We start from the raw sequence: 19,798 nt of genomic DNA, 5'->3' as shown, positions 1-19,798 counted from the left end.
CTCTCCTTCCAACGTCAGACGGCCTCATGACTCCTCCGACAGCGACCTACCGGATACAATTCCGCAACGGCATGACCTTCGATCGCGCCTGCGGCCTCGTCCCCTATCTCAAGACGCTTGGCATCAGCCACCTCTACGCCTCGCCGATCTTCACCGCCGTCAGCGGCTCGACCCATGGCTATGACGTGACAGACGCCAACGAAATCGATCCGGCGCTAGGCGGCCGGGCCGGATTCGAGCGGCTAACGGAAAGCCTTTCCGCCGCAGGCATGGGATTGATCCTCGACGTCGTCCCGAACCACATGGCGGCCTCGCCGGAAAACGGCTGGTGGCGCGACGTACTGGCATTCGGCCGGCAGAGCGCCTATGCCAACCATTTTGACATCGACTGGAGCGAACCGCTGACCCTGCCGCAGCTCGGTCAGAGTTTCGATCGCGCGCTGGCCGATGGCGAGCTGCGCATCGCGCTCGACGAAACACATGGCAATTTCGCGCTCGGTTACTTCGAGACACTGTTGCCGCTGAACCCCACGAGTTACGGCGCGATCGCAAACCGACTCGACGATCCCGTCGCCACCAGAATGGCGGAGGCTGCGGCCGAGACCTCCGGCGAGGATTTCAACCGCGCGATGCGCGATATGCTCTTCGAAGGCGGCGATCGGGCCATCCTCCAGCAAAAACTCGGCGACATCTCGGCCGATCTCGATTTCCTAAGAAGCCTGCATGAAGGACAGCATTGGCGGCTGACCCACTGGAAGGATGCGGCACGGCATCTGAGCTATCGCCGTTTTTTCGAGGTGACCGGCCTGGTCGGCATCCGCGTCGAAGATCCCGCCGTGTTCGCGGATATGCACCGGCTGGTGATCGAGTTGGTGCGCCATGGCAAGGTCCAAGGCCTGCGCATCGACCATGTCGACGGGCTCGCCGAACCCAAGGCCTATCTCGATAGGTTGCGGGAGGCGGCGGGACCAGACACCTATATCATCGTCGAAAAGATCCTCGGACCCGGCGAGGTCCTGCCGGAAAGCTGGCCGGTCGCCGGCACCACGGGATATGAATTCATCGCCGCACTGAGCGAGCTGTTCATCGACACCGGCGGTCTGCGCATATTGGACGGTGCCTATCGCAGCCTCGCGGGCGAGACCGGCAATCTCGAAGAGGGCCGGCGGATTGCCAAGCGGCTGATGGTCGAACGCAATTTCGCTGGCGAGACCGACAGGCTGGTGTCGATCGCGGCAGGCATTTATCCCGAGCTAAAGAGAGACGAGATCGCCACCGCGCTCACCGAATTGCTGATCGCCTTTCCCGTCTACCGCACCTATGGCGACGGCGGCCCGCTTTCCTGGCAGGATGCAGCGGTCCTTGCCGGGACCGCATCGCAAGTCATGCCAAAGCTCGATGATCGGCGGGCATGCGACCATGTGCTGAAGCTTCTCGAAGGCAAGGTCGAAGGTGGTGCGGCCCATGAATTCCGTATCCGCTTTCAGCAATTGAGCGGCCCGGTGATGGCGAAGGCGACAGAGGATACGCTGTTTTACCGCTATAACAGGCTGCTTGCCGCAAACGAAGTGGGCGGCGAACCGGGCAAGGCGCCCGGCGGCACGGAGGAATTCCACCGTCGCATGGCCGAGCGGGCGCGGCTGCAGCCGCATGGGCTTTCGGCGAGCGCCACCCACGACACCAAACGCGGCGAGGATGCGCGTGCAAGGCTTTACGCGCTGAGCGAAGGCGCGGATGTCTTTGCACAGGCGGTCGAGCGTTGGCGCGACATGAACCGGCCATGGCTGCAGGAGCTGGCGGATGGCGCAGCCCCGGAGCCGAATGTCGAATGGATGCTCTATCAGGCGCTGGCCGGCATCTGGCCGGAAGATTTCGACAGAGGACGGACGGAAGAACTACGCGAACGCCTCACCGACTACGCGGTCAAGGCCGTGCGCGAGGCGAAACTGCGCGGCGACTGGACGGAACAGAATGCCGCTTACGAGGAGGCGGTGACGACCTATGCCATGGCGCTGGTTTCACCTGAGAATGACGCCTTCCTCGAGGATTTCGAAAGGGTGCTGCAGCCTTTCATCGCGGCGGGTTACCTCAACAGCCTGTCGCAGACGCTGCTCAAGCTGATAGCCCCGGGCATTCCCGATATCTACCAGGGTACGGAGGGCTTCGATTTCAGCCTCGTCGATCCCGACAACCGCCGGCCGGTCGATCATGAACGGCTGACGGCCTGGCTTGATGAAGCCGGACCGATCGCCAAGCTGCAGGCGGCGGCCTTGAAGCAGCGCATCGTCGCGATCGGCCTGCAGCTGCGCCAGCGGCACGCGGACCTCTTTACGAAAGGTGACTATCTGCCGCTGAAGGTCACAGGCAACCGCCGCGACCATGTCCTTGCCTTTGCCCGAGTGCATAAGGGTGATTTCGCCATCGTCGCGGCGCCGCGGCTGATGTTCGGCTGGCTCGACCCGGGCGTGCTCTTTGCCGGCCCGGAATTCTGGGAGGATACGGCAATCGCCGTCCCCTCCCCGCTTCACGGGCTGAAGGCGGATCTGGTGACCGGAAAGACGATCGAGCCCGGGGGCAGCATCTCGGTCGCTGCCCTGCTCGGGAGCCAGCCAGTTGGGCTGATCACCCCGCTCTGAGGCATCCAAGCGTCAAACGCCTCGTCATTCACGAAAATAGTGCTTGACCTTCCAGTTGCTGGAAGGTTCATAAACCTGTCCAGGTGCCGCTCCCGGCGCGGAGAAAGTTATGGATATCAAGCACGAACACGATCACCATCACAGCCACGCCCATGGCGACGATCATTGCCATTGCGGCGATGACCAGGAGAAAACTGCCGACGCCATGATCCGTGATCCCATCTGCGGCATGACCGTCGATCCGCAGGCTGGCAAGCCGTCACTCGACCATGACGGCCGCATCTATCATTTCTGCTCCGAGGGTTGCCGAACGAAATTTGCGGTTGCCCCTGAGGATTACCTGACGGCGAAGGACCCCGTCTGCGGCATGAGCGTCGATCGCTCGACGGCTAGATATTTCCTGAAAGCCGAGGGTGAGAAATTCTATTTCTGCTCCGCCGCGTGCCAGGCGAAGTTCGAAGCCGACCCCGCAGCCTATCGCGACGGCCGCCGCCCGCCGGCAAAGCCGACACCCAAGGGTACGCTTTATACCTGCCCGATGCATCCTGAAGTCGTCAGCGATCGTCCGGGCGACTGCCCGAAATGCGGTATGGCGCTGGAGCCTATTGGCATTCCGCCTGAGGACGAAGGCCCGAACCCGGAACTCGTCGATTTCGTCAGGCGGCTCTGGGTCAGCGCCATTCTCGCTATACCGCTGCTGGCGCTCGGCATGGGGCCGATGTTCGGCCTGCCACTCCGCGAAGCGATCGGCGAGCCGCAGGCGACCTTCATCGAACTGCTGCTGGCAACGCCGGTGGTGCTCTGGGCCGCCCTCCCCTTCTTCCGCCGCGCATGGGCGTCGCTTATCAACCGCAGCCCGAATATGTGGACGCTGATCGGTCTCGGCGTCGGCACCGCCTATCTCTACAGTGTCGTCGCCACGCTTGTACCAGGCATCTTTCCGATGAGCTTCCATGGCCATGGCGCGGCCGTGCCTGTCTATTTCGAGGCCGCAGCCGTCATCGTCGCGCTCGTCTTCGTCGGCCAGGTGCTGGAATTGAAAGCGCGCGAACGCACCGGCTCGGCAATTCGCGCTTTGCTCGACCTTGCGCCGAAGACGGCGCGGCGCATCGATGCCGAGGGTAGCGAGAGCGACGTGCCGGTGGACGATATCCAGACCGGTGACCGGCTGCGCGTGCGCCCCGGCGAGCGGGTGCCGGTGGACGGCTCCGTCCTCGAAGGCCAGTCGACGGTCGACGAATCGATGATCACTGGTGAACCCCTGCCCCTGGAAAAGTCGAAGGGCGACCCGCTGACCGGCGGCACGATCAACAAGAACGGCACCTTCGTCATGGCCGCCGAGAAAGTCGGCGCCGACATGGTGCTGTCACGCATCGTCGACATGGTCGCCAAGGCGCAACGCTCGCGGGCGCCGATTCAAGGCGCGGTCGATCGGGTGTCGGCCGTCTTCGTGCCGGCGGTGGTCGCCGCCGCCGTGCTCGCCTTCCTCGTCTGGGCCGCGATCGGGCCGGAGCCGCGCATGGCGAATGCACTGCTTGCCGCCGTCGCCGTTCTGATCATCGCCTGCCCCTGCGCACTCGGCCTTGCGACGCCGATGTCGATCATGATCGCCACCGGGCGCGGCGCGCAGGAAGGCGTGCTGATCAAGGACGCCGAAGCGCTGGAGCGTTTTTCCAAGGTCGACACGCTGATCGTCGACAAGACCGGCACGCTGACCGAAGGCAAGCCGAAGCTTACCGATATCGTCGCCTTCAGCGGCGTCGGAGAAGAGCGGTTACTATCGCTGGCGGCAAGCCTGGAGCGCGGCTCCGAACATCCGCTAGCCGAAGCGATCGTTTCCGGCGCCGAGGAGCGCGGTGTTCCCTTCGTCGAGGTCACCGGCTTCGAGGCACAGACCGGCAAGGGCGTTCAGGGCCTCGCCGGCGGCACGACGGTCGCGCTCGGCAATGCGGCGATGCTCGCCGATCTCGGTATCGATCCGGCAGCACTTAGCGAGACGACCGAAGCGTTGCGCGGCGACGGCAAGACGGTGATGTTCGTGGTGTTCGATGGCTCGCTTGCCGGCCTTGTCGCCGTTGCAGACCGGATCAAGCCGACGACGGCTGCCGCCATCAAGGCGCTGCACGACAGCGGGCTGAAGATCATCATGGCGACGGGTGACAATGAGCGCACGGCGCGGGCGGTGGCAAAAAGCCTCGGCATCGACGAGGTGCGCGCCGATCTGCTTCCGGAAGGCAAGAAGGCGCTGATCGACGAGTTGCATGCCAAGGGCGCCATCATCGGTATGGCCGGCGACGGCGTCAACGACGCGCCGGCGCTTGCCGCCGCCGATGTCGGCATCGCCATGGGTACCGGCGCCGACGTCGCAATGGAAAGCGCCGGCATCACCTTGGTGAAGGGCGATCTGAACGGCATCGTCAGGGCGCGGCGGCTGGCGGAGGCGACGATGCGAAACATCCGCCAAAATCTCGGCTTCGCCTTCGGCTATAATGCGCTCGGCGTGCCGGTCGCGGCCGGCATGCTCTATCCGATCTTCGGGCTGCTGCTTTCGCCGATGATCGCCGCGGCGGCAATGAGCCTGTCGTCGGTCTCGGTCATTGCCAATGCGCTGAGACTGCGCTTGGCAAAATTATAGGAGACGGCGATGAATATCGGCGAAGCATCGGAACGGTCCGGCCTGCCTTCCAAGACCATCCGCTACTACGAGGATATCGGTCTCATCCGCCCCGAAAGGGGCGGAAACGGCTATCGCGACTATGCCGCAACCGACATCCACAAACTGCGCTTCCTGCAGCGCTCGCGCGGCCTCGGCTTTTCCGTCGAGGAATGCCGGCAATTGCTGGCGCTCTACGAGGACAAGGACCGGGCGAGCGCAGACGTCAAGGATATTGCTGAGACCAAGCTTGCCGAGATCGACCGCAAGATCCGCGAACTGACGGAACTGCGCCGCACGCTCGAGCATCTCGTGCATGCCTGCCACGGCAACGACAGGCCGGACTGTCCGATCCTCGAAGAGCTTTCGGACGGCAGCTGACCATTTCAGGAAAGCGAGCGCCTCGCTTCTGGCGAGACCTGCTCAGGAAAGCTGCGGCATGTTCTGGTTGGCCGCCTGCGAGGATTGAGCCCGCTCGTCGGTCTCCTCATCTTCGCCGTCGTCCAGCACGCCGTCATCCAAGCGGTGCTTGATCGCGAGCGCATAGATCACGTCGAGAATATTGCGGTCTCTCAGATGAGGATCGGTTAGGGCGAGAAGCGAGGCCCGGACGATCTTTCTGCTGGTGGCCTTCGGGCAACGCCCCTTGACGAAATCGTAGAGCGCCTGATCCGTCAGCCCTTCCATGGCGCCGTCCACGAGAGCTTCGTAGACCCGCTTCTTTTCCTTCATTCTTGATTTTCCCCTTCAAATCAGCCGCGCCATGATCTGTCATGTAATTGTCATAAACAATCGCGGATTTAAGGCACCCCTTCGCTGGAGCGGGATATTTGAGATGATCCGGCGACGGACTTCGGCCCGCACGATTTTTTTAAGCCCGCCGGGAATAAAATCCTCCGCGTTTCCGTATACTCAATCATGGAACGGAAAGACCGCCCCTTCGATGTCATCGGACAGCTCGCAGCGTTGAGGCGCTACGCTCGCTCGCTGGTGCGCAATTCGGACGAGGCGGAGGATCTGGTGCATGATGCGCTGGTGCGCGCCTTCGAGAAGCGGAAAAGCTTCCGCAGCGGCGGCAACCTGCGCACCTGGCTACTCTCCATCCTGCATAATGCCCATATCGACCGTCTTCGCCGGAACCGGTCGCTGACGCGCCGTCACGATGAGGCGGCTGTCGAAGCCGAGCAGTCGCTGCCGGCCGGCCAGGAACATGCCGTGCGCCTGCAGCAGGTGCGCGACGCTTTCTTCGACCTGCCGGAGGAACAGCGCGAGGCGTTGCACCTCGTCGCCATCGAAGACCTGTCCTACCAGGAAGCCGCCCAGGCGCTCGGCATTCCAGTCGGCACGCTGATGTCGCGCATCTCGCGGGCCCGCGCGCAGCTGCGCGAATTCGAGGAGAAGACGCCGCGGGTTTCGCATCTGAGATTGATCGAAGGGAACGGCAATGAAAGCAATTGATCCGATCCTCGATGCCGATCTCGACGCCTATGTCGACGGCGAGCTCGATGTTGCCCGTCGCATCCAGGTGGAATCCTATCTTTCCGAGAATCCGGCGATTGCCGCCAAGGTCATGGCCGACCTCAGCGTCAAGGGCGAACTGCGTCTGGCGCTTGCCGGCGAAAGTGCCTTTGGCCGCCCCGAGACCCGCGATGCCGCCCGCCGGCTGGAACGTGGCCTTTCCTATGGCCGCATCTTCCATTCGATGCAGCGCGTTGCCGCCGTCGGCATTCTGATCGCGGCCGGCTGGGTGGCACACAATTCCTTCGGCGCCTTCTCGGCGACTGAGGTGGTAGCATCGGTTCCGGCACCCGCCTATGTCGAGGATGCCGTCCGCGCCTATCAGACCGCGGCGCTGCGCCAATCGATGCCTCCGCAGACGCCGGCCACCTATAGCGCCGACGATATTCGTGCCGCCACCGCGATCGTGATGCCCGAACTGCCTAGGGATTGGAAAGTCGCCGACGTGCAGATCTTCCCGTCCGAATTCGGCCCCAGCGTCGAGATGGCGATCGAACAATCAGATGGAAAGCAACTGTCGCTTTTCGCCGTCCGTCCGGGGGCCTTCGAGGTCAAGCCGGTCAGTCATCTCACGCTGGAAAAAGCAGAAGCCGCCTATTGGCAGATTGGCGAGGTCGCTTATGCGCTGATTGCCAACGATAGCGGCCTCAATCTCGACCAGGCGGCCGAACGGCTCGCCCGCTCGCTCTATTAATTCAAACCGAGGAGATCAGCATGAACCCGATCAATCCCCGCTACGGCGCCGTCGCCGGCTCCCAGGCCCTCTTCGACGAAGGCCTGCGCCAGCACATGCTGCGCGTCTACAACTATATGGCTCTCGGCCTCGTCATAACAGGCCTCGTCGCCTTCGTCGTCGGCTCGACGCCGGCACTCTACGTCCCGATCTTCGGCTCGCCGCTGAAGTGGGTGGTGATGCTCGCCCCGCTCGCCTTCGTCTTCTTCTTCTCGTTCAAGATCCAGACGATGTCGGCCAGCACCGCCCAGATCACCTTCTGGGCCTTCTGCGCCGTGATGGGCCTGTCGCTCGCTTCCGTCTTCCTGGTCTTCACCGGGATGAGTATCGCGCGGACCTTCTTCATCACCGCCACGATGTTCGGCGCCACCAGCCTCTATGGCTATGCGACGAAGCGTGATCTCTCGCGCATGGGCTCCTTCCTGATGATGGGCCTCTTCGGCGTCATCATCGCCTCGGTCGTCAACATCTTCCTGGGTTCCAGCGCACTGCAGTTCGCGATCTCCGTGATCGGCATCGTCGTCTTCGTCGGCCTCACCGCCTACGACACGCAGAACATCAAGGAACAGTATTCGGAAAACTACGATCAGGAATCGAACCAGAAGCTCGCCGTCTTCGGTGCGCTCTCGCTCTACCTGAACTTCGTCAACATCTTCCAGCTTCTGCTCAACTTCACGGGCGAGCGGGAATAGGGACTGCGCTTCTGGGGGCAATGGAAGCGCAAGAGCGCCTGGTCTGCAGTCTGTGACAGGATGGCGGACTGGGTGCTCACTTAAAGGAAACGGCCGGGTCAACACCCGGCCGTTTTCGTTTTAAAGCGCGTCGCGTTTTGCCTGTCGTTGTCCCAAAACCGCTGCACACTTTTGGGCGACATGCATTAGATGATACCCCAGGCGCGATAGCGGCCCCTGCCGGTAATTTCACGAATGCCGATCTCATTGACGAGGTTCAGCGCACCGCGTGGCGTGATGCGCAGATGACGGGCGATCATCGCCGCCGAGACCATTGGCCGCGATAGGATGAAATCGGCAAGTTCCGGCAGGCTGCTGTTCGAACGGCGGCCGCGAAAGCGAAGCTCCATCTGCGTGCGCGCTAAGGACAAGCGATCGATTTCCTTGAGGCCGGCCACAGCACCCAGATGCATCGCCTCCAGAAAGGCTTGCAGCCGCGTGACGCGATCGCGTGCCCGACGACGCTCATGGCGCACCAGCTTCAGCCCGCCATAGAAAGAAAAGAGATGCGAGGCGACCTTGCCGCGGGCGCGTAGATGGCTTGCGACCAGAAGACCCCCGAGCCAGTGCTGACGCCGCAACGGCTCGATCCTTTCCCAGGCTTCGAAGAGGATGATAGCGCCGAGAACCGGCGGCAAGCTATCGGCCAATGGCTGGACACTCCGCCACTCCGCAAGCCGCTGTTCCTCATCCCATTCGTCATCACCGAGCAAGCCGAGAGGATCCTCGTTGTGCCTTGCCGGGGTAACGGCGGCCGTCTCGCTTGCCGGCGTTTTCCCGGTGTGAATATCGAGCAGCTTCTGCGAGCGGGCAAGAAGCGCATCGATCTCCGCCATCTCGGCAACGAGCGGCCCGTCCTCATCCTCGCCCTCTCCGTCGGTCTCGAGCGGAACTGCCAGGCTCTTCGCTTCCTGCGCTTTCCCCTCCCCTTCCCCGCCAGTCGCAGTCAGAGTCGCTAGGCCCGAGACGCCAAGTGCCCAGGAGGGGTCGCCGGTCCAGATGCGCCGACGTGCCCGCAGCACGGAATGAGCGATCGTCAGTTCGTGGGTGGGAGCGCGGCTATCCATATGCGCATCATGCAAAACGAGATCCTCGACATGCACGAGTTCGCCGGCCACCCAGAGCGCGCCGGCAGCGTCGAAGAAATGGCTGCGTTCGGCAAATCCCTCGCCGACCGGCGAGCGCAATACCCGTTCGTCCAGCCGCGCCACCGCATCCTCTGCCGCGGTAAGGGCTGGAAGCAGGGTTTGAAGCATTGCACCGTCGATATCGTAGCGCATTGTTAAGCTTTACGGTTTTTCACAAATGGAAGCAAAACGCGTGTTTCCTTCCGCCATGTATGGCATGGTTAACAGTGTATTTCAACAAAACTGGAGGGAATGATGCCGATAAGCTGGCTGATTGACCGGCCGCATATGCTTCTAGCCGCCGCAGCTGGCGCGAAGCTTTTTCACAGCCGTTCATCCGGTTTTCCTCGCTGTCGGACCATTTGCCCGCATCAGTGCCATCAGCATCGGTCCGAGCGAGAATTCGCCGCGTTCCGCCCGCCGTGTCAGGTCACGCAGGTAGCCGCCGGCCGAGTTGATATGTCCGCCCCTTTCCAGAATGCAGGCGATCACCGTAGCCGCGTTTTCCGGCCCCATGACATCGCAGGCCAGTTGATAGGCGCTGGGGCTGACGCCAAGAGTGGACCGGACGATGACGGCCGCGGCCATCAGATCCCGCCAGCTGCCGATGCCGCCGCTCGGGCCGTAAGCGATGATCTCAGGGCAGGCCTGCAGCACCATGGCGAGGGGGAAGGATTTCGGCGGTTCGCGCCAAGGCCTCGGCTCTTCCTCCGGCTTTGCGCCCTGCTTCGGTTCGAAGCTTGGTTCAAGTTCAGAAATGGGGTGTGGGTTTGAATTATGTATGTGCCGACCGTTTTGGTTATCATTGGCGTCTGTTTTTTCTGTTTTCGACTTCGATTCCAACGTCTTGACGATCAATTCCCGGAAAGCTTCGAGATCGGCCAGCAGGCTTTCCATCTCGGCGGCCGACGGGCGCCGTGGCAGGCTTGCGGAAAGCAGATTGAAATGCTTCTGCATCTCGATCCATTCGCCCGCAATTTCCTCCTCCAGAGCGATCTCGATGAGCTTGGTGATGTCACGCCGGCAAAGTGTCAGGCGCTCCCTCAGGCGCTTCCATTCGAGCTTGGCGGCCATCACCTGAGCCGCCTGCGCCTCGATCTCGCGAGCGCGCACCAGGAGCGGCGCCAGGCTGAAGCCAAATGCCTCTCCAAGTCCGCCCTCGCCGTTGCGGCGGGCAAAACGTTTCCCGTTCGGGCTATCCCGCCGTATGATCAAGCCGGCTTCCACCAGCATCGCCAGGTTCCGCCGCAACGTTGTACCAGCCATGCCATGCGTGCGAAGCGACAGCTGCTCGTTCGACGGAAAGACAACGAAACCGTTGGCCTCGGCAATCTCGTTCTTCGGGTAGAAGGTCAACAGCGCGTTGAGAACAGCGAGAGCACGGTCCGATACGCCGACTATGTCCCTTGCTTCGCAGAGCGCACGAAAAATCTTCCACTTGTCGACCGATGCCTCCGGATCGACCTTGCGGGCGCTTTCCTGGCTTGCCAGCATGCCACGTGTCATCGATCGCCGCCCAAAGGGCGTCGATATATATTGAGGCTCCATGTCCCTCACCTTTTTTCAAGGCAAAAGAAACCTACCACCCAAAAGGATGCCGAAGACGCTTGACAGTGATTCGAGGAAGTGCGATTCTCAGATTGTCCAGATATGAGAAAGGCTTCCGCGGCGGCAACGTTCGGAGGCTTTTTTCTTTTGCGGTCTACTCTCCTGCTTGCAACTTGCCGGCCCGATAGGCTTCGTAAAGCTCATCGAGACGGCGTGAAATGTAAGCGCCGAAATCCGGCGCGTCGCCGGTCTTCAACGCGATCGTGAAGGAATTGCCGGCGCTCTTGATTCGGCCGGCAATCTTGCCGCCGCTCTTCGGCTTCCAGTCATATTCCGTGGTTTCGGACTTCGCCTCTTTCTTGGCGAGCTCGGCAACCAAAAGCTCGAAACGGCGGTCGCTCTCTTCCGCCAGGAAACCTTCCGAAGCAATGAGCTTCGCAAGCCGCGCGCCCGTCATCCCATTCCAGTCCTGGGCAAGCGCCATCCACCTGCGTCGGCCGATGCCAGGCGCGGCTCCGATCGACCTGACGATTTCGGCGGGGATGGCTTTTGCGACGGATATCAACTTCGATAGCTCCGTCTTATCCGTCGATAGCGCTTTCATGATCACGGGACGCTCAAAACCCTTGAGCTCGAGATTGAGGGCAAAGACCGCGCGCTCGATATAAGAAAGGTTCCGACGCGCCGAATTCTCAATGCCCTGAGCAATGACGACATCGGTATCATCAAGCTTGCGGACGATTGCCTGCACCTTGCGCCCGAGCAGCTTGACCGCCTGTAGGCGCCGATGGCCGTAGGCGATCTGGTAGCGGTCCTCATCATTGGGATGGCGGCGAACGAGGATCGGCACTTCCTGGCCGTTCTCAGCAATCGACTGCACCAGCTCATCTTCCATATCGAGCGGCTGGTCGGCAAGGCGGTCGCGGACGAAGGAGGAATCGACCAGATCGGGATCGAGTTCAACGATGCGTTCACCCGAGAGCAAGGCCTCCTGCATCGCCCTGCTCTCTTCCTCCATGCGGCCAAGGGTCAGCGCCATCGTCCGAACCGGCCCGGCCGATCCGCGCAAAGATGGCTCCTCGTAGTTGGCCGCGGCCAACTCCTGCGCCGTATCGTCGAAAAGACCTTTTAGGCGATCGCGTCTGCTCATGCTCGACCCCAGGCTTTGTGAATACCGGCGAGAACCTCGCTGTTGGCGGCATTGACCGATTCCAACGCCCGGTCATAGGTCGAGCGGCGCACCTGCCCCTTCTCGATCTCGTAGAGGGTCTGCTTGGTTAGACCGACATCGGCGATTGCCGTCGATTTGAGAATGGTCGCCGTCAACACGTCATCACTGAAGAGGCTGCGCAGCAGCGCAACGATCTGCGACTGCGGCGCATCGAAGGGTTCGTGACGCGTGACGACATATTTGATGAAGTCATGCTGCAGGTCCCCGCCGGCCTTGCGTACGACAGAAAGCAGATCCGAGGTCATCAGCAGGAACTGCGACATGGAAGCGACGTCGACCATCTGCGGATGGATGGTGATGAGCAGCGATGTAGCTGCGCAGACGGCGCCAAGCGTGAGATAGCCGAGCTGCGGCGGGCAGTCGATCACGACGATGTCGTAATCGGCCTCGACCTCGGCAATGGCAACGCCAACGCGACGGAAGAACAGCTCGCCAGGTCGCTGCCGGTCGTTCAGTGCCCGTGGCGTCTCATGCTCAAACTCCATCAGTTCGAGATTGCCCGGCACCAGATCCAGCCCGTCGAAATAGGTCTTGCGGACGATCTCCTTCAGCGGCTTGCGGCCCTCATCGTAACGAATTGCGCCATAGAGCGTATCGCCCTCGGAAAGATCGAATTCGGGCTGAACGCCGAGCATTGAGGAGAGCGAAGCCTGCGGATCGAGATCGATCGCAAGCACCCGGTAACCCGCCAGCGCCAGATACTGCGCCAGATAGAGCGTCGTCGTTGTTTTGGCCGAGCCGCCCTTGAAATTGGTGACAGCAACCGTCTGCAGCTTTTCGCCAGGGCGACGCCACGGCTGATAGGAAAGCGCGTCCTTCGGCTTGAGCTTCGCCATATACTGGCGCAATTCGTTGATCTGGCCGAGCGTGTAGGAACGCCGGCCATTCTGGGCAAGATCCGGCTGCGGTCCCTTGCCATCCAGTGAAAGCTGGCGAAGATAGCCGTCCGAGACGCCGATCATCTGGGCAGCCTCGCCGGAGGAGAAGGTACGTAGCGTCTTCTGCGAGAGCGGCGGAAACAGCTTGTCGCGGAGGAGCTTCAGTTGCCGCGAAAGCTGGTTCGCATGCCGCTCGATCCGTACATCTGTCGTCGATACGCTAATGTTGTCCAAAACACTCAATCCTTTTCGATGCGCTTTTCTGTCAACATAGCGTCAAAAAGCGTATCGAAAGTGACACGATTCGGGATTTGCAGCAACAACAGGGCTCAGATGCCACCCACAGGCCCGGTTGGCCGCGGCCAACTCCCGTTCAGCACTTGCGACGACCAGGCTTTTTCGGCAAGACCGCCAGGACTCAACGGGGAGTATCCGCTTGAAGCATATCAATATCATCGGCATCGGCACGGGCAACCCGGAGCACCTCACCATACAGGCAATCAACGCGATGAACGCGGCCGACATGGTCTTCCTGCCAGTCAAGGGCGCCGGCAAGGAAGAGCTCGCCGAGATCCGGCGGGAGATCTGCGAACGCTATATCTCCCAGCCGGCCGGCAGGATTTCAGAATTCGCAGTGCCGCAAAGGCAGACGGCAGACAAGACCTATGTGCAGAGCGTCGACACCTGGCATGGCGAGATTGCCCGCATCTATGGAGAACTGATCTCCGGTCTCCCGGATGATGGCAGCGGCGCCTTTCTCGTCTGGGGCGATCCCAGTCTCTACGACAGCACGATCCGCATCATCGAACGCGTGCGCCGGGAAGGCCGCGTGGCTTTCGACTACAGCGTCATTCCCGGCATCACCAGCATCCAGGCGCTGGCGGCCAGCCACAGGATCCCGGTCAACCTCGTCGGCAAACCGATCGAAGTCACCACAGGCCGCAGGCTGGCGCAGGACGGACTTCTGGCCGACAGCACCGTCGTCATGCTTGACGGCGAACAGGCTTTTGCCAAGATCGACGATCCCGACGCCGAGATCTTCTGGGGCGCCTATCTCGGTACCAAGGACGAGATCGTCAGATCAGGACGACTTGGCGACATTGCTACCGACATTCTGACGCTCAGGGCCGAGGCCAGGCAGCGGCACGGCTGGATCATGGACATCTATCTCCTGCGCAAGGGCCGGGATTTCGACGAATAGCCAGTTCGAAGCGCTTCCAGCATGCTTTGCCGGCCCGGCTGCGATCATGTAAGAAGTGGCCAGAGGATCGAGAATGAGCATTAAGGCCGCAAAGGCGAGCGACAGGACAGGCGAGGCGGATCTGCGCGGTCGCCCGACGGCGATGCGTAGACGCGGCGCCTGCCCCGCCCTTGCGGCGCCCACGCCGACCGGCGACGGTTTGCTGGTACGGCTGCGGCCGGCCGGCGGCGCGTTGACGCCGTCGCAATTCGCAAGCCTTGCCCGCTCTGCCGCAGCACATGGAAACGGCATTCTGGAAATCACTGCCCGCGGCAATCTGCAGATCCGAGGCCTTCGGGCTGAGACGGTCGGACAGCTCGCCGCTGATATCGATGCCGCCGGGATCACCGTGCCGGACGGGCCGGCGATCGAGACATCGCCGCTGCACGGCATCGACCCGGAGGAGAGAAGCGATCCGGCCGCTATGGAAATGGCCTTGCGCAGCACGCTCCACGATCTGCTTGCCTCGCCGCGGCTCGCGCCAAAGCTCTCGCTCGTCGTTGACGGTGGCGGAGCCTTCGGCTTGTCAGCGCTGTCCGCCGATATCCGTATCGTCGCGCAATCCCCCACAGATTGGCTTGTCGCGATCAATGGCGACGGTGAAACTGCAATGCCGGTCGCCATCGGTCCCACGGAGGCTGCGATATCGGCCGTTGGCGAAATTCTGAGCTTGTTGGCGACCCTGGGGCAGGGCAGGCGGGCAAGGGATATCGATCCGGCGCTTCTGCGGGCGCGTTTTCCCGCAATGGATGACATTCAATTCATTTCGTCCCGCGCGGCAGGGATGCCGCTTGCCGGCTCGCACAGGCTTGAGGACGGCAAAACCATACTCGGCGTCCGGCCGGAATTCGGGCAGATGAGAGCCTCTGATCTGATCGCCTTGCTTGACCTGGCGAATGCTCGTGGCGCAACAACCATCCGGCTTGCGCCCGGTCGCGGTTTTTTCTTCATCGGGCTTTCCGCCGATACAGTGCCGGCTATGCAGATCGCTGCAGCCAGACATGGCTTCAGCACCCAGCCCGGCGAGAATACCGAGCATATCGCCGCCTGCGCCGGCGCCGGCGCCTGCGGCTCGGCCTTCTACGAGACGCGGACCCTGGCGCGCCGGCTCATTGCCGCGGCACCTGCCCTTTTCGATGGTTCGCTGACACTTCATCTATCCGGCTGTGCCAAGGGCTGCGCTCATGCCCGGCCGGCGCTGACCCTGACGGGCTCCGCGGAAGGTTATGGCCTCATCCTCAATGGGCTTGCGGCGGATCAGCCGGACGAACGGATCGCTGGCGGTCGGATCGATTTCGCTATAGAGAGGCTCGCCCGGGCCATCGAAGACAACAAAGACGCTGGCGAATCGACCGCCGCCTGCCTTACACGGCTTGGCGCAACCGGCGTTTCGAAGGCGCTGCGACAGGAATAGGAATGCCAGACTACGATTATATCCGCAGCGGCGATGCGATCTACGAGCGTTCCTTTGCCATCATCCGTGCCGAGGCCGATCTTTCGCGCTTCACCGAAGACCAAGCCGAAATCGCCGTGCGCATGATCCATGCCTGCGGGCTGGTCGAGGCGGCGGAGCATTTCCTGTTCTCGGCCGATTTCGTCGGCGCGGCGCGCGAAGCGCTGAAGGGCGGCGCGCCGATCTTCTGCGACGCGGAGATGGTATCTCAGGGCGTGACCCGGGCGCGGCTGCCGGCGCTGAACGAGGTGATCTGCACGCTGCGCGATCCCGCGACACCGGAGCTTGCGCGCGAGACCGGCAATACGCGCTCTGCCGCCGCCATGCATCTCTGGCTCGATCGGCTCGGCGGCAGCGTTGTCGCGATCGGCAATGCACCGACCGCCCTCTTCCATCTGCTCGAACTCCTGCGCGACGGCGCCCCGAAACCGGCGGCGATCCTCGGCATGCCCGTGGGTTTCGTCGGCGCGGCGGAATCGAAGGATGCATTGGCGGAAAACTCCTATGGCGTACCCTTTGCCATCGTCCGCGGCCGGCTCGGCGGCAGCGCCATGACGGCAGCCGCCATCAATGCTTTGGCGAGGCCGGGCCTATGACGACAAGCGGCCGTCTTATCGGCGTCGGCACGGGTCCCGGCGATCCGGAGCTCCTCACACTCAAAGCCGTGCGCGCCATCGAAGGCGCGGATGTGATCGCCTATTTCGCCAAGCAGGGCAGGGGCGGCAACGGCAAGGCGATCGTCGAGCCGCTGCTGAAATCCGGGGTGACGCTGCTGCCGCTCTACTATCCAGTGACGACCGAGATCGACAAGAACGACGAACGCTACCAGAGGCTGATCACCCAATTCTACGATCTGTCTGCCAAAGCTGTTGCCGGGCATCTCGATGCCGGGCTGACTGTCGCCGTTCTCAGCGAAGGCGATCCGCTCTTCTACGGCTCCTATATGCACCTGCATGTCAGGCTTTCCACGCGGTACCCGACGGAAGTGATCCCGGGCATCAGCGCCATGTCGGGCTGCTGGTCACTGGCGGGCATGCCGATCGTCCAGGGCGACGACGTCCTTACCGTACTGCCCGGTACGATGGCCGAGACCGAGCTGACACGCCGCCTTGCCGATACGCAAGCCGCCGTCATCATGAAGGTCGGCCGCAACCTGCCGAAGATCCGCCGGGCCTTAGCGGCGGCCGGCCGGCTTGAGGAAGCCGTCTATGTCGAGCGCGGCACCATGGCGAATGCGGCGATGGAAAAGCTTGCCGACCGGACCGACGGCGATGCACCGTATTTTTCGCTCGTGCTGGTGCCGGGCTGGGAGGCGAGCCGATGAGCGGCAGGCTTTTCGTGATCGGCACCGGTCCCGGCAATCCCGAGCAGATGACACCGGAGGCGCTCGCCGTCGTCGACCAGGCAACCGATTTCTTCGGCTACGGACCCTATCTCGACAGGCTGCAGCTCCGCGACGATCAGCTGCGGCATGCCTCGGACAATCGTGAGGAGCTCGGCAGGGCAGGGGCAGCCCTTGCCATGGCAGCGGATGGAGCCAAGGTCTGCGTCGTCTCCGGCGGCGACCCCGGCGTCTTCGCCATGGCTGCTGCGGTCTGCGAAGCGATCGAGAATGGGCCGGCCGGCTGGCGCGCGGTCGATCTCACCATCCTGCCCGGCATCACGGCGATGCTGGCCGTGGCGGCAAGAGCAGGCGCGCCGCTTGGCCACGATTTCTGCGCCATCTCGTTATCCGACAATCTAAAGCCTTGGAATATAATAGAAAAACGTCTCGAGCTGGCGGCGAAGGCAGGCTTTGTCATCGCTCTCTACAATCCGATCAGCCGGGCGCGGCCCTGGCAGCTCGGCGACGCCTTCAAGCTGTTGCGTGACCATCTGCCCCCAGCAACGCCGGTTATTTTCGGGCGGGCGGCCGGGCGGCCGGATGAGCGCATCGCAGTCCAGCAGCTGTCAGACGCGGACGCGTCGATTGCCGATATGGCGACCTGCATCATCATCGGCTCCGCCGAGACACGCATCGTCACGCGGCCAGGCCGGCTGGACCTCATCTATACGCCGCGTTTCATGGCGGGAGGAAACAGGTGATCGATCGCCGCCAGCGCTGCCTCGACAGTGTCGACCGCCTTGACGTTCGAGGCCGGCGCGCGCGCGACCATCATCACCTCGATACCGAGCAGGCGGGCTGCCTCGATCTTCGCATAGGTGGCGGCACCGCCGCTGTTCTTGGCGACGATGGCGTCGATGTCGTGCTGCCTCAGCAGATCGCATTCACCGTCCAGCGTGAACGGACCACGCTCGAGGACATAATCGACATTATCAAGCGCAAGCGCCGGTTCGATGGGATCGACGCTGCGGACGAGATAGTGATGTTGCGGTGCGGCTTGCGCATGATGCGCGCCCTGCCGGCCCGTCGCCAGGAAGACATGGCGGGGGGAGGGGCCAAGCGCTTCGATGGCAGCCGGAATGCTCCGCACCTCCCGCCAGCGATCGCCCGGCCGGCGTTGCCATTCGGGACGGCGCAAAGCGATGGCAGCAATGCCGGTGGTCTCAGCCGCGAAAGCGGCATTGGCCGAAATGCGCTCGGCGAAAGGGTGGGTGGCGTCGATCAACAGGTCACATCCGCCGGCCTTCAGGAAATCGGCAAGTGCGGCAGCGCCGCCGAAACCGCCGATACGAACCGGAACAGGCTGCGCGGCCGGTTTTTCGGTGCGGCCGGCAAGCGACAGAAGAACATCGCAATCATCACGCCCCGCGAGCGCCTCAGCCAGCAGCCGCGCCTCGCTGGTGCCGCCAAGGATCAGGATGCGGGGTCTTCCCATGTCTGATGTCTCTCCTGCGTCCGGCCAGCGCTGGCTGACTATTATCGGCATCGGCGAAGATGGTCCAGAAGGGTTGGGTGAGGAGGCGAAGAGGCTGATCGCGGCCGCACCTGCCGTCTTCGGTGGCGCGCGGCATCATGCACTCGCTGCATCGCTGATCACAGGCGAAAGGCTTTCCTGGCAGAGCCCGTTCGAGCGCTCGGTCGAGGCCATCGTTAAAAGGCGCGGCAAACCTGTTGTCGTGCTCGCCTCCGGCGACCCGTTTCTTTATGGCGTCGGCGCAACGCTCTCCCGCTACGTGGCGGCGGAAGAGATGCGCACCATCCCCGCACCCTCGGCCTTCAGCCTTGCCGCGTCCCGCCTTGGCTGGCCGCTACAGGAGGTCGCGACGATCTCGCTGCATGGACGGCCGATCGACCTGATCCGGCCGCATCTGCACCCCGGCCGACGCATCCTCGCGCTGACTTCGGACGAAAAGGGGCCAGGCGACCTGGCTGCCCTGTTGGCCGCTACCGGCTTCGGTCAGTCGCAGCTTACCGTGATCGAGGCGCTTGGCGGCGCTCGGGAACGGCTGAGAAGTGCAGTGGCTGCGGATTTCGATCTTCTGAACATCGATCCCCTCAATGTCTGCGCGGTTGATGTTGCGGCAGGGGAGGGGGCTCGCATTCTGCCTTTTGCCCCAGGGCTCGAGGACGAGCTGTTCGAACATGACGGGCAGATCACCAAGCGCGAAATCCGGGCAATGACGCTTTCGGCGCTTGGCCCGCGTCACGGCGAACTGCTCTGGGATATCGGTGCAGGCTCGGGATCGATCGGCATCGAATGGATGCTGGCCGATCCCAGCCTGAAGGCGATCGCCGTCGAGCAGTCGCCGGAGCGGGCCGCACGTGTCGCCCGCAACGCGTTCGCTTTCGGCGTGCCGCATCTTGCCGTCATCGAAGGTGCAGCACCCGATGCGCTGAAGGGTCTGCCGGAACCGGATGTGATCTTCCTCGGCGGTGGCGGCAGTGAGCAGGGTGTTATCGACACTGCGATTGCCGCGCTGAAGCGGGGAGGGCGGCTGGTTGCCAACGCGGTGACGCTGGAAATGGAGGCGGCGCTGCTCGCCGAACATGCAAAACGCGGCGGCTTCCTCACACGGATCGAGATATCGCGCGCACAGCCTGTCGGCGGCATGAGCGGCTGGCGGCCGGCGATGCCCGTGACGCAGTGGCGGTGGACGAAAGGATGA

The 19,798-nt window shown here is 62.8% G+C and carries 18 protein-coding genes; 12 read left to right on the top strand and 6 right to left on the bottom strand.

Translation table 11 applies throughout. The features are described 5' to 3' along the window. The first annotated feature begins 26 nt into the window (after positions 1-26). The 3 genes from treY to cueR all read left to right on the top strand — a co-directional run bounded on the left by treY (position 27) and on the right by cueR (position 5,670). Entirely contained in the window at positions 27-2,636 is a 2,610-nt protein-coding gene (gene treY / locus OIU37_RS28615; protein WP_264259370.1) for a malto-oligosyltrehalose synthase, read from the top strand. Positions 2,637-2,745: 109 nt separating this feature from the next. Further along, entirely contained in the window at positions 2,746-5,271 is a 2,526-nt protein-coding gene (locus OIU37_RS28610; protein ID WP_264259369.1) for a heavy metal translocating P-type ATPase, read from the top strand. 9 nt (positions 5,272-5,280) lie between these two features. Beyond that, positions 5,281-5,670 (top strand): Cu(I)-responsive transcriptional regulator, encoded by a 390-nt coding sequence (cueR, locus tag OIU37_RS28605; protein ID WP_026158357.1) that lies wholly within the window; start codon positions 5,281-5,283, stop codon positions 5,668-5,670. Positions 5,671-5,712: 42 nt separating this feature from the next. Here cueR and OIU37_RS28600 read toward each other — a convergent pair whose 3' ends face one another. Next, positions 5,713-6,021 (bottom strand): hypothetical protein, encoded by a 309-nt coding sequence (locus OIU37_RS28600; RefSeq protein WP_171604958.1) that lies wholly within the window; start codon positions 6,019-6,021, stop codon positions 5,713-5,715. Positions 6,022-6,207: 186 nt separating this feature from the next. Here OIU37_RS28600 and OIU37_RS28595 point away from each other — a divergent pair, with 186 nt between their 5' ends. Genes OIU37_RS28595 through OIU37_RS28585 form a run of 3 tightly spaced genes read left to right on the top strand, consistent with a single transcriptional unit; the run spans position 6,208 to position 8,232 of the window. Next, complete coding sequence (locus OIU37_RS28595) at positions 6,208-6,747, top strand: sigma-70 family RNA polymerase sigma factor (protein ID WP_171604957.1); 540 nt, start codon at positions 6,208-6,210, stop codon at positions 6,745-6,747. Then, positions 6,734-7,501, top strand: coding sequence for an anti-sigma factor (locus OIU37_RS28590; protein WP_264259368.1), 768 nt, complete (start codon positions 6,734-6,736; stop codon positions 7,499-7,501). The genes OIU37_RS28595 and OIU37_RS28590 overlap by 14 nt, the downstream gene beginning before the upstream one ends. A gap of 20 nt (positions 7,502-7,521) precedes the next feature. Further along, the gene (locus tag OIU37_RS28585; protein ID WP_168266777.1) at positions 7,522-8,232 is read left to right on the top strand and encodes a Bax inhibitor-1/YccA family protein; all 711 of its coding nucleotides are present in this window, start codon (positions 7,522-7,524) and stop codon (positions 8,230-8,232) included. 185 nt (positions 8,233-8,417) lie between these two features. Here the strand turns inward: OIU37_RS28585 and OIU37_RS28580 are convergent, their stop codons facing one another. The 4 genes from OIU37_RS28580 to repA form a co-directional block, all read right to left on the bottom strand. Beyond that, complete coding sequence (locus tag OIU37_RS28580) at positions 8,418-9,551, bottom strand: RHE_PE00001 family protein (protein ID WP_264259367.1); 1,134 nt, start codon at positions 9,549-9,551, stop codon at positions 8,418-8,420. 180 nt (positions 9,552-9,731) lie between these two features. Continuing rightward, entirely contained in the window at positions 9,732-10,946 is a 1,215-nt protein-coding gene (repC, locus tag OIU37_RS28575) for a plasmid replication protein RepC (RefSeq protein ID WP_264259366.1), read from the bottom strand. 154 nt (positions 10,947-11,100) lie between these two features. Then, positions 11,101-12,096, bottom strand: a complete 996-nt coding sequence (gene repB, locus OIU37_RS28570; RefSeq protein WP_264259365.1) for a plasmid partitioning protein RepB — start codon at positions 12,094-12,096, stop codon at positions 11,101-11,103. Beyond that, a complete protein-coding gene (gene repA, locus OIU37_RS28565) occupies positions 12,093-13,289 on the bottom strand; it encodes a plasmid partitioning protein RepA (protein WP_026154606.1) in 1,197 nt (398 codons plus the stop codon). Before repA ends, repB begins: the two co-directional genes overlap by 4 nt. 202 nt (positions 13,290-13,491) lie before the next feature. Between repA and cobF the strand changes: the two genes are divergently transcribed. The 5 genes from cobF to OIU37_RS28540 all read left to right on the top strand — a co-directional run bounded on the left by cobF (position 13,492) and on the right by OIU37_RS28540 (position 17,833). Beyond that, a complete protein-coding gene (gene cobF, locus OIU37_RS28560) occupies positions 13,492-14,256 on the top strand; it encodes a precorrin-6A synthase (deacetylating) (protein WP_264259364.1) in 765 nt (254 codons plus the stop codon). Between the two features lie 73 nt (positions 14,257-14,329). Further along, a complete protein-coding gene (gene cobG, locus OIU37_RS28555; RefSeq protein ID WP_264259363.1) occupies positions 14,330-15,709 on the top strand; it encodes a precorrin-3B synthase in 1,380 nt (459 codons plus the stop codon). Positions 15,710-15,711: 2 nt separating this feature from the next. Beyond that, a complete protein-coding gene (locus OIU37_RS28550; protein ID WP_264259362.1) occupies positions 15,712-16,344 on the top strand; it encodes a precorrin-8X methylmutase in 633 nt (210 codons plus the stop codon). Beyond that, positions 16,341-17,072, top strand: a complete 732-nt coding sequence (locus OIU37_RS28545; protein WP_264259361.1) for a precorrin-2 C(20)-methyltransferase — start codon at positions 16,341-16,343, stop codon at positions 17,070-17,072. The genes OIU37_RS28550 and OIU37_RS28545 overlap by 4 nt, the downstream gene beginning before the upstream one ends. Further along, positions 17,069-17,833 (top strand): precorrin-3B C(17)-methyltransferase, encoded by a 765-nt coding sequence (locus OIU37_RS28540; RefSeq protein WP_264259360.1) that lies wholly within the window; start codon positions 17,069-17,071, stop codon positions 17,831-17,833. The genes OIU37_RS28545 and OIU37_RS28540 overlap by 4 nt, the downstream gene beginning before the upstream one ends. Here OIU37_RS28540 and OIU37_RS28535 read toward each other — a convergent pair. Continuing rightward, positions 17,797-18,567 (bottom strand): cobalt-precorrin-6A reductase, encoded by a 771-nt coding sequence (locus tag OIU37_RS28535; RefSeq protein ID WP_264259359.1) that lies wholly within the window; start codon positions 18,565-18,567, stop codon positions 17,797-17,799. The genes OIU37_RS28540 and OIU37_RS28535 overlap by 37 nt on opposite strands. Between OIU37_RS28535 and cbiE the strand changes: the two genes are divergently transcribed. Further along, positions 18,566-19,798, top strand: coding sequence for a precorrin-6y C5,15-methyltransferase (decarboxylating) subunit CbiE (gene cbiE, locus OIU37_RS28530; RefSeq protein ID WP_264259358.1), 1,233 nt, complete (start codon positions 18,566-18,568; stop codon positions 19,796-19,798). The two genes, OIU37_RS28535 and cbiE, sit on opposite strands and share 2 nt — an antisense overlap.

This window comes from Rhizobium sp. BT-226 (assembly GCF_025847085.2).
Taxonomy (GTDB): Bacteria; Pseudomonadota; Alphaproteobacteria; order Rhizobiales; family Rhizobiaceae; genus Rhizobium; species Rhizobium sophorae.
Note: the sequence above shows the minus strand (reverse complement) of the source record. Positions and strands in the feature narration are given on the sequence as shown.

Bases quoted from the DNA above. Each gene is read 5' to 3' on its own strand.
- OIU37_RS28540 (WP_264259360.1), top strand. From the start codon at position 17,069: ATGAGCGGCAGGCTTTTCGTGATCGGCACCGGTCCCGGCAATCCCGAG.
- repC (WP_264259366.1), bottom strand. From the start codon at position 10,946: ATGGAGCCTCAATATATATCGACGCCCTTTGGGCGGCGATCGATGACA.
- repB (WP_264259365.1), bottom strand. From the start codon at position 12,096: ATGAGCAGACGCGATCGCCTAAAAGGTCTTTTCGACGATACGGCGCAG.
- treY (WP_264259370.1), top strand. From the start codon at position 27: ATGACTCCTCCGACAGCGACCTACCGGATACAATTCCGCAACGGCATG.
- cueR (WP_026158357.1), top strand. From the start codon at position 5,281: ATGAATATCGGCGAAGCATCGGAACGGTCCGGCCTGCCTTCCAAGACC.
- OIU37_RS28550 (WP_264259362.1), top strand. From the start codon at position 15,712: ATGCCAGACTACGATTATATCCGCAGCGGCGATGCGATCTACGAGCGT.
- OIU37_RS28580 (WP_264259367.1), bottom strand. From the start codon at position 9,551: ATGCGCTACGATATCGACGGTGCAATGCTTCAAACCCTGCTTCCAGCC.
- OIU37_RS28600 (WP_171604958.1), bottom strand. From the start codon at position 6,021: ATGAAGGAAAAGAAGCGGGTCTACGAAGCTCTCGTGGACGGCGCCATG.
- OIU37_RS28610 (WP_264259369.1), top strand. From the start codon at position 2,746: ATGGATATCAAGCACGAACACGATCACCATCACAGCCACGCCCATGGC.
- OIU37_RS28585 (WP_168266777.1), top strand. From the start codon at position 7,522: ATGAACCCGATCAATCCCCGCTACGGCGCCGTCGCCGGCTCCCAGGCC.
- cbiE (WP_264259358.1), top strand. From the start codon at position 18,566: ATGTCTGATGTCTCTCCTGCGTCCGGCCAGCGCTGGCTGACTATTATC.
- OIU37_RS28590 (WP_264259368.1), top strand. From the start codon at position 6,734: ATGAAAGCAATTGATCCGATCCTCGATGCCGATCTCGACGCCTATGTC.
- OIU37_RS28545 (WP_264259361.1), top strand. From the start codon at position 16,341: ATGACGACAAGCGGCCGTCTTATCGGCGTCGGCACGGGTCCCGGCGAT.
- cobG (WP_264259363.1), top strand. From the start codon at position 14,330: ATGAGCATTAAGGCCGCAAAGGCGAGCGACAGGACAGGCGAGGCGGAT.
- OIU37_RS28535 (WP_264259359.1), bottom strand. From the start codon at position 18,567: ATGGGAAGACCCCGCATCCTGATCCTTGGCGGCACCAGCGAGGCGCGG.
- OIU37_RS28595 (WP_171604957.1), top strand. From the start codon at position 6,208: ATGGAACGGAAAGACCGCCCCTTCGATGTCATCGGACAGCTCGCAGCG.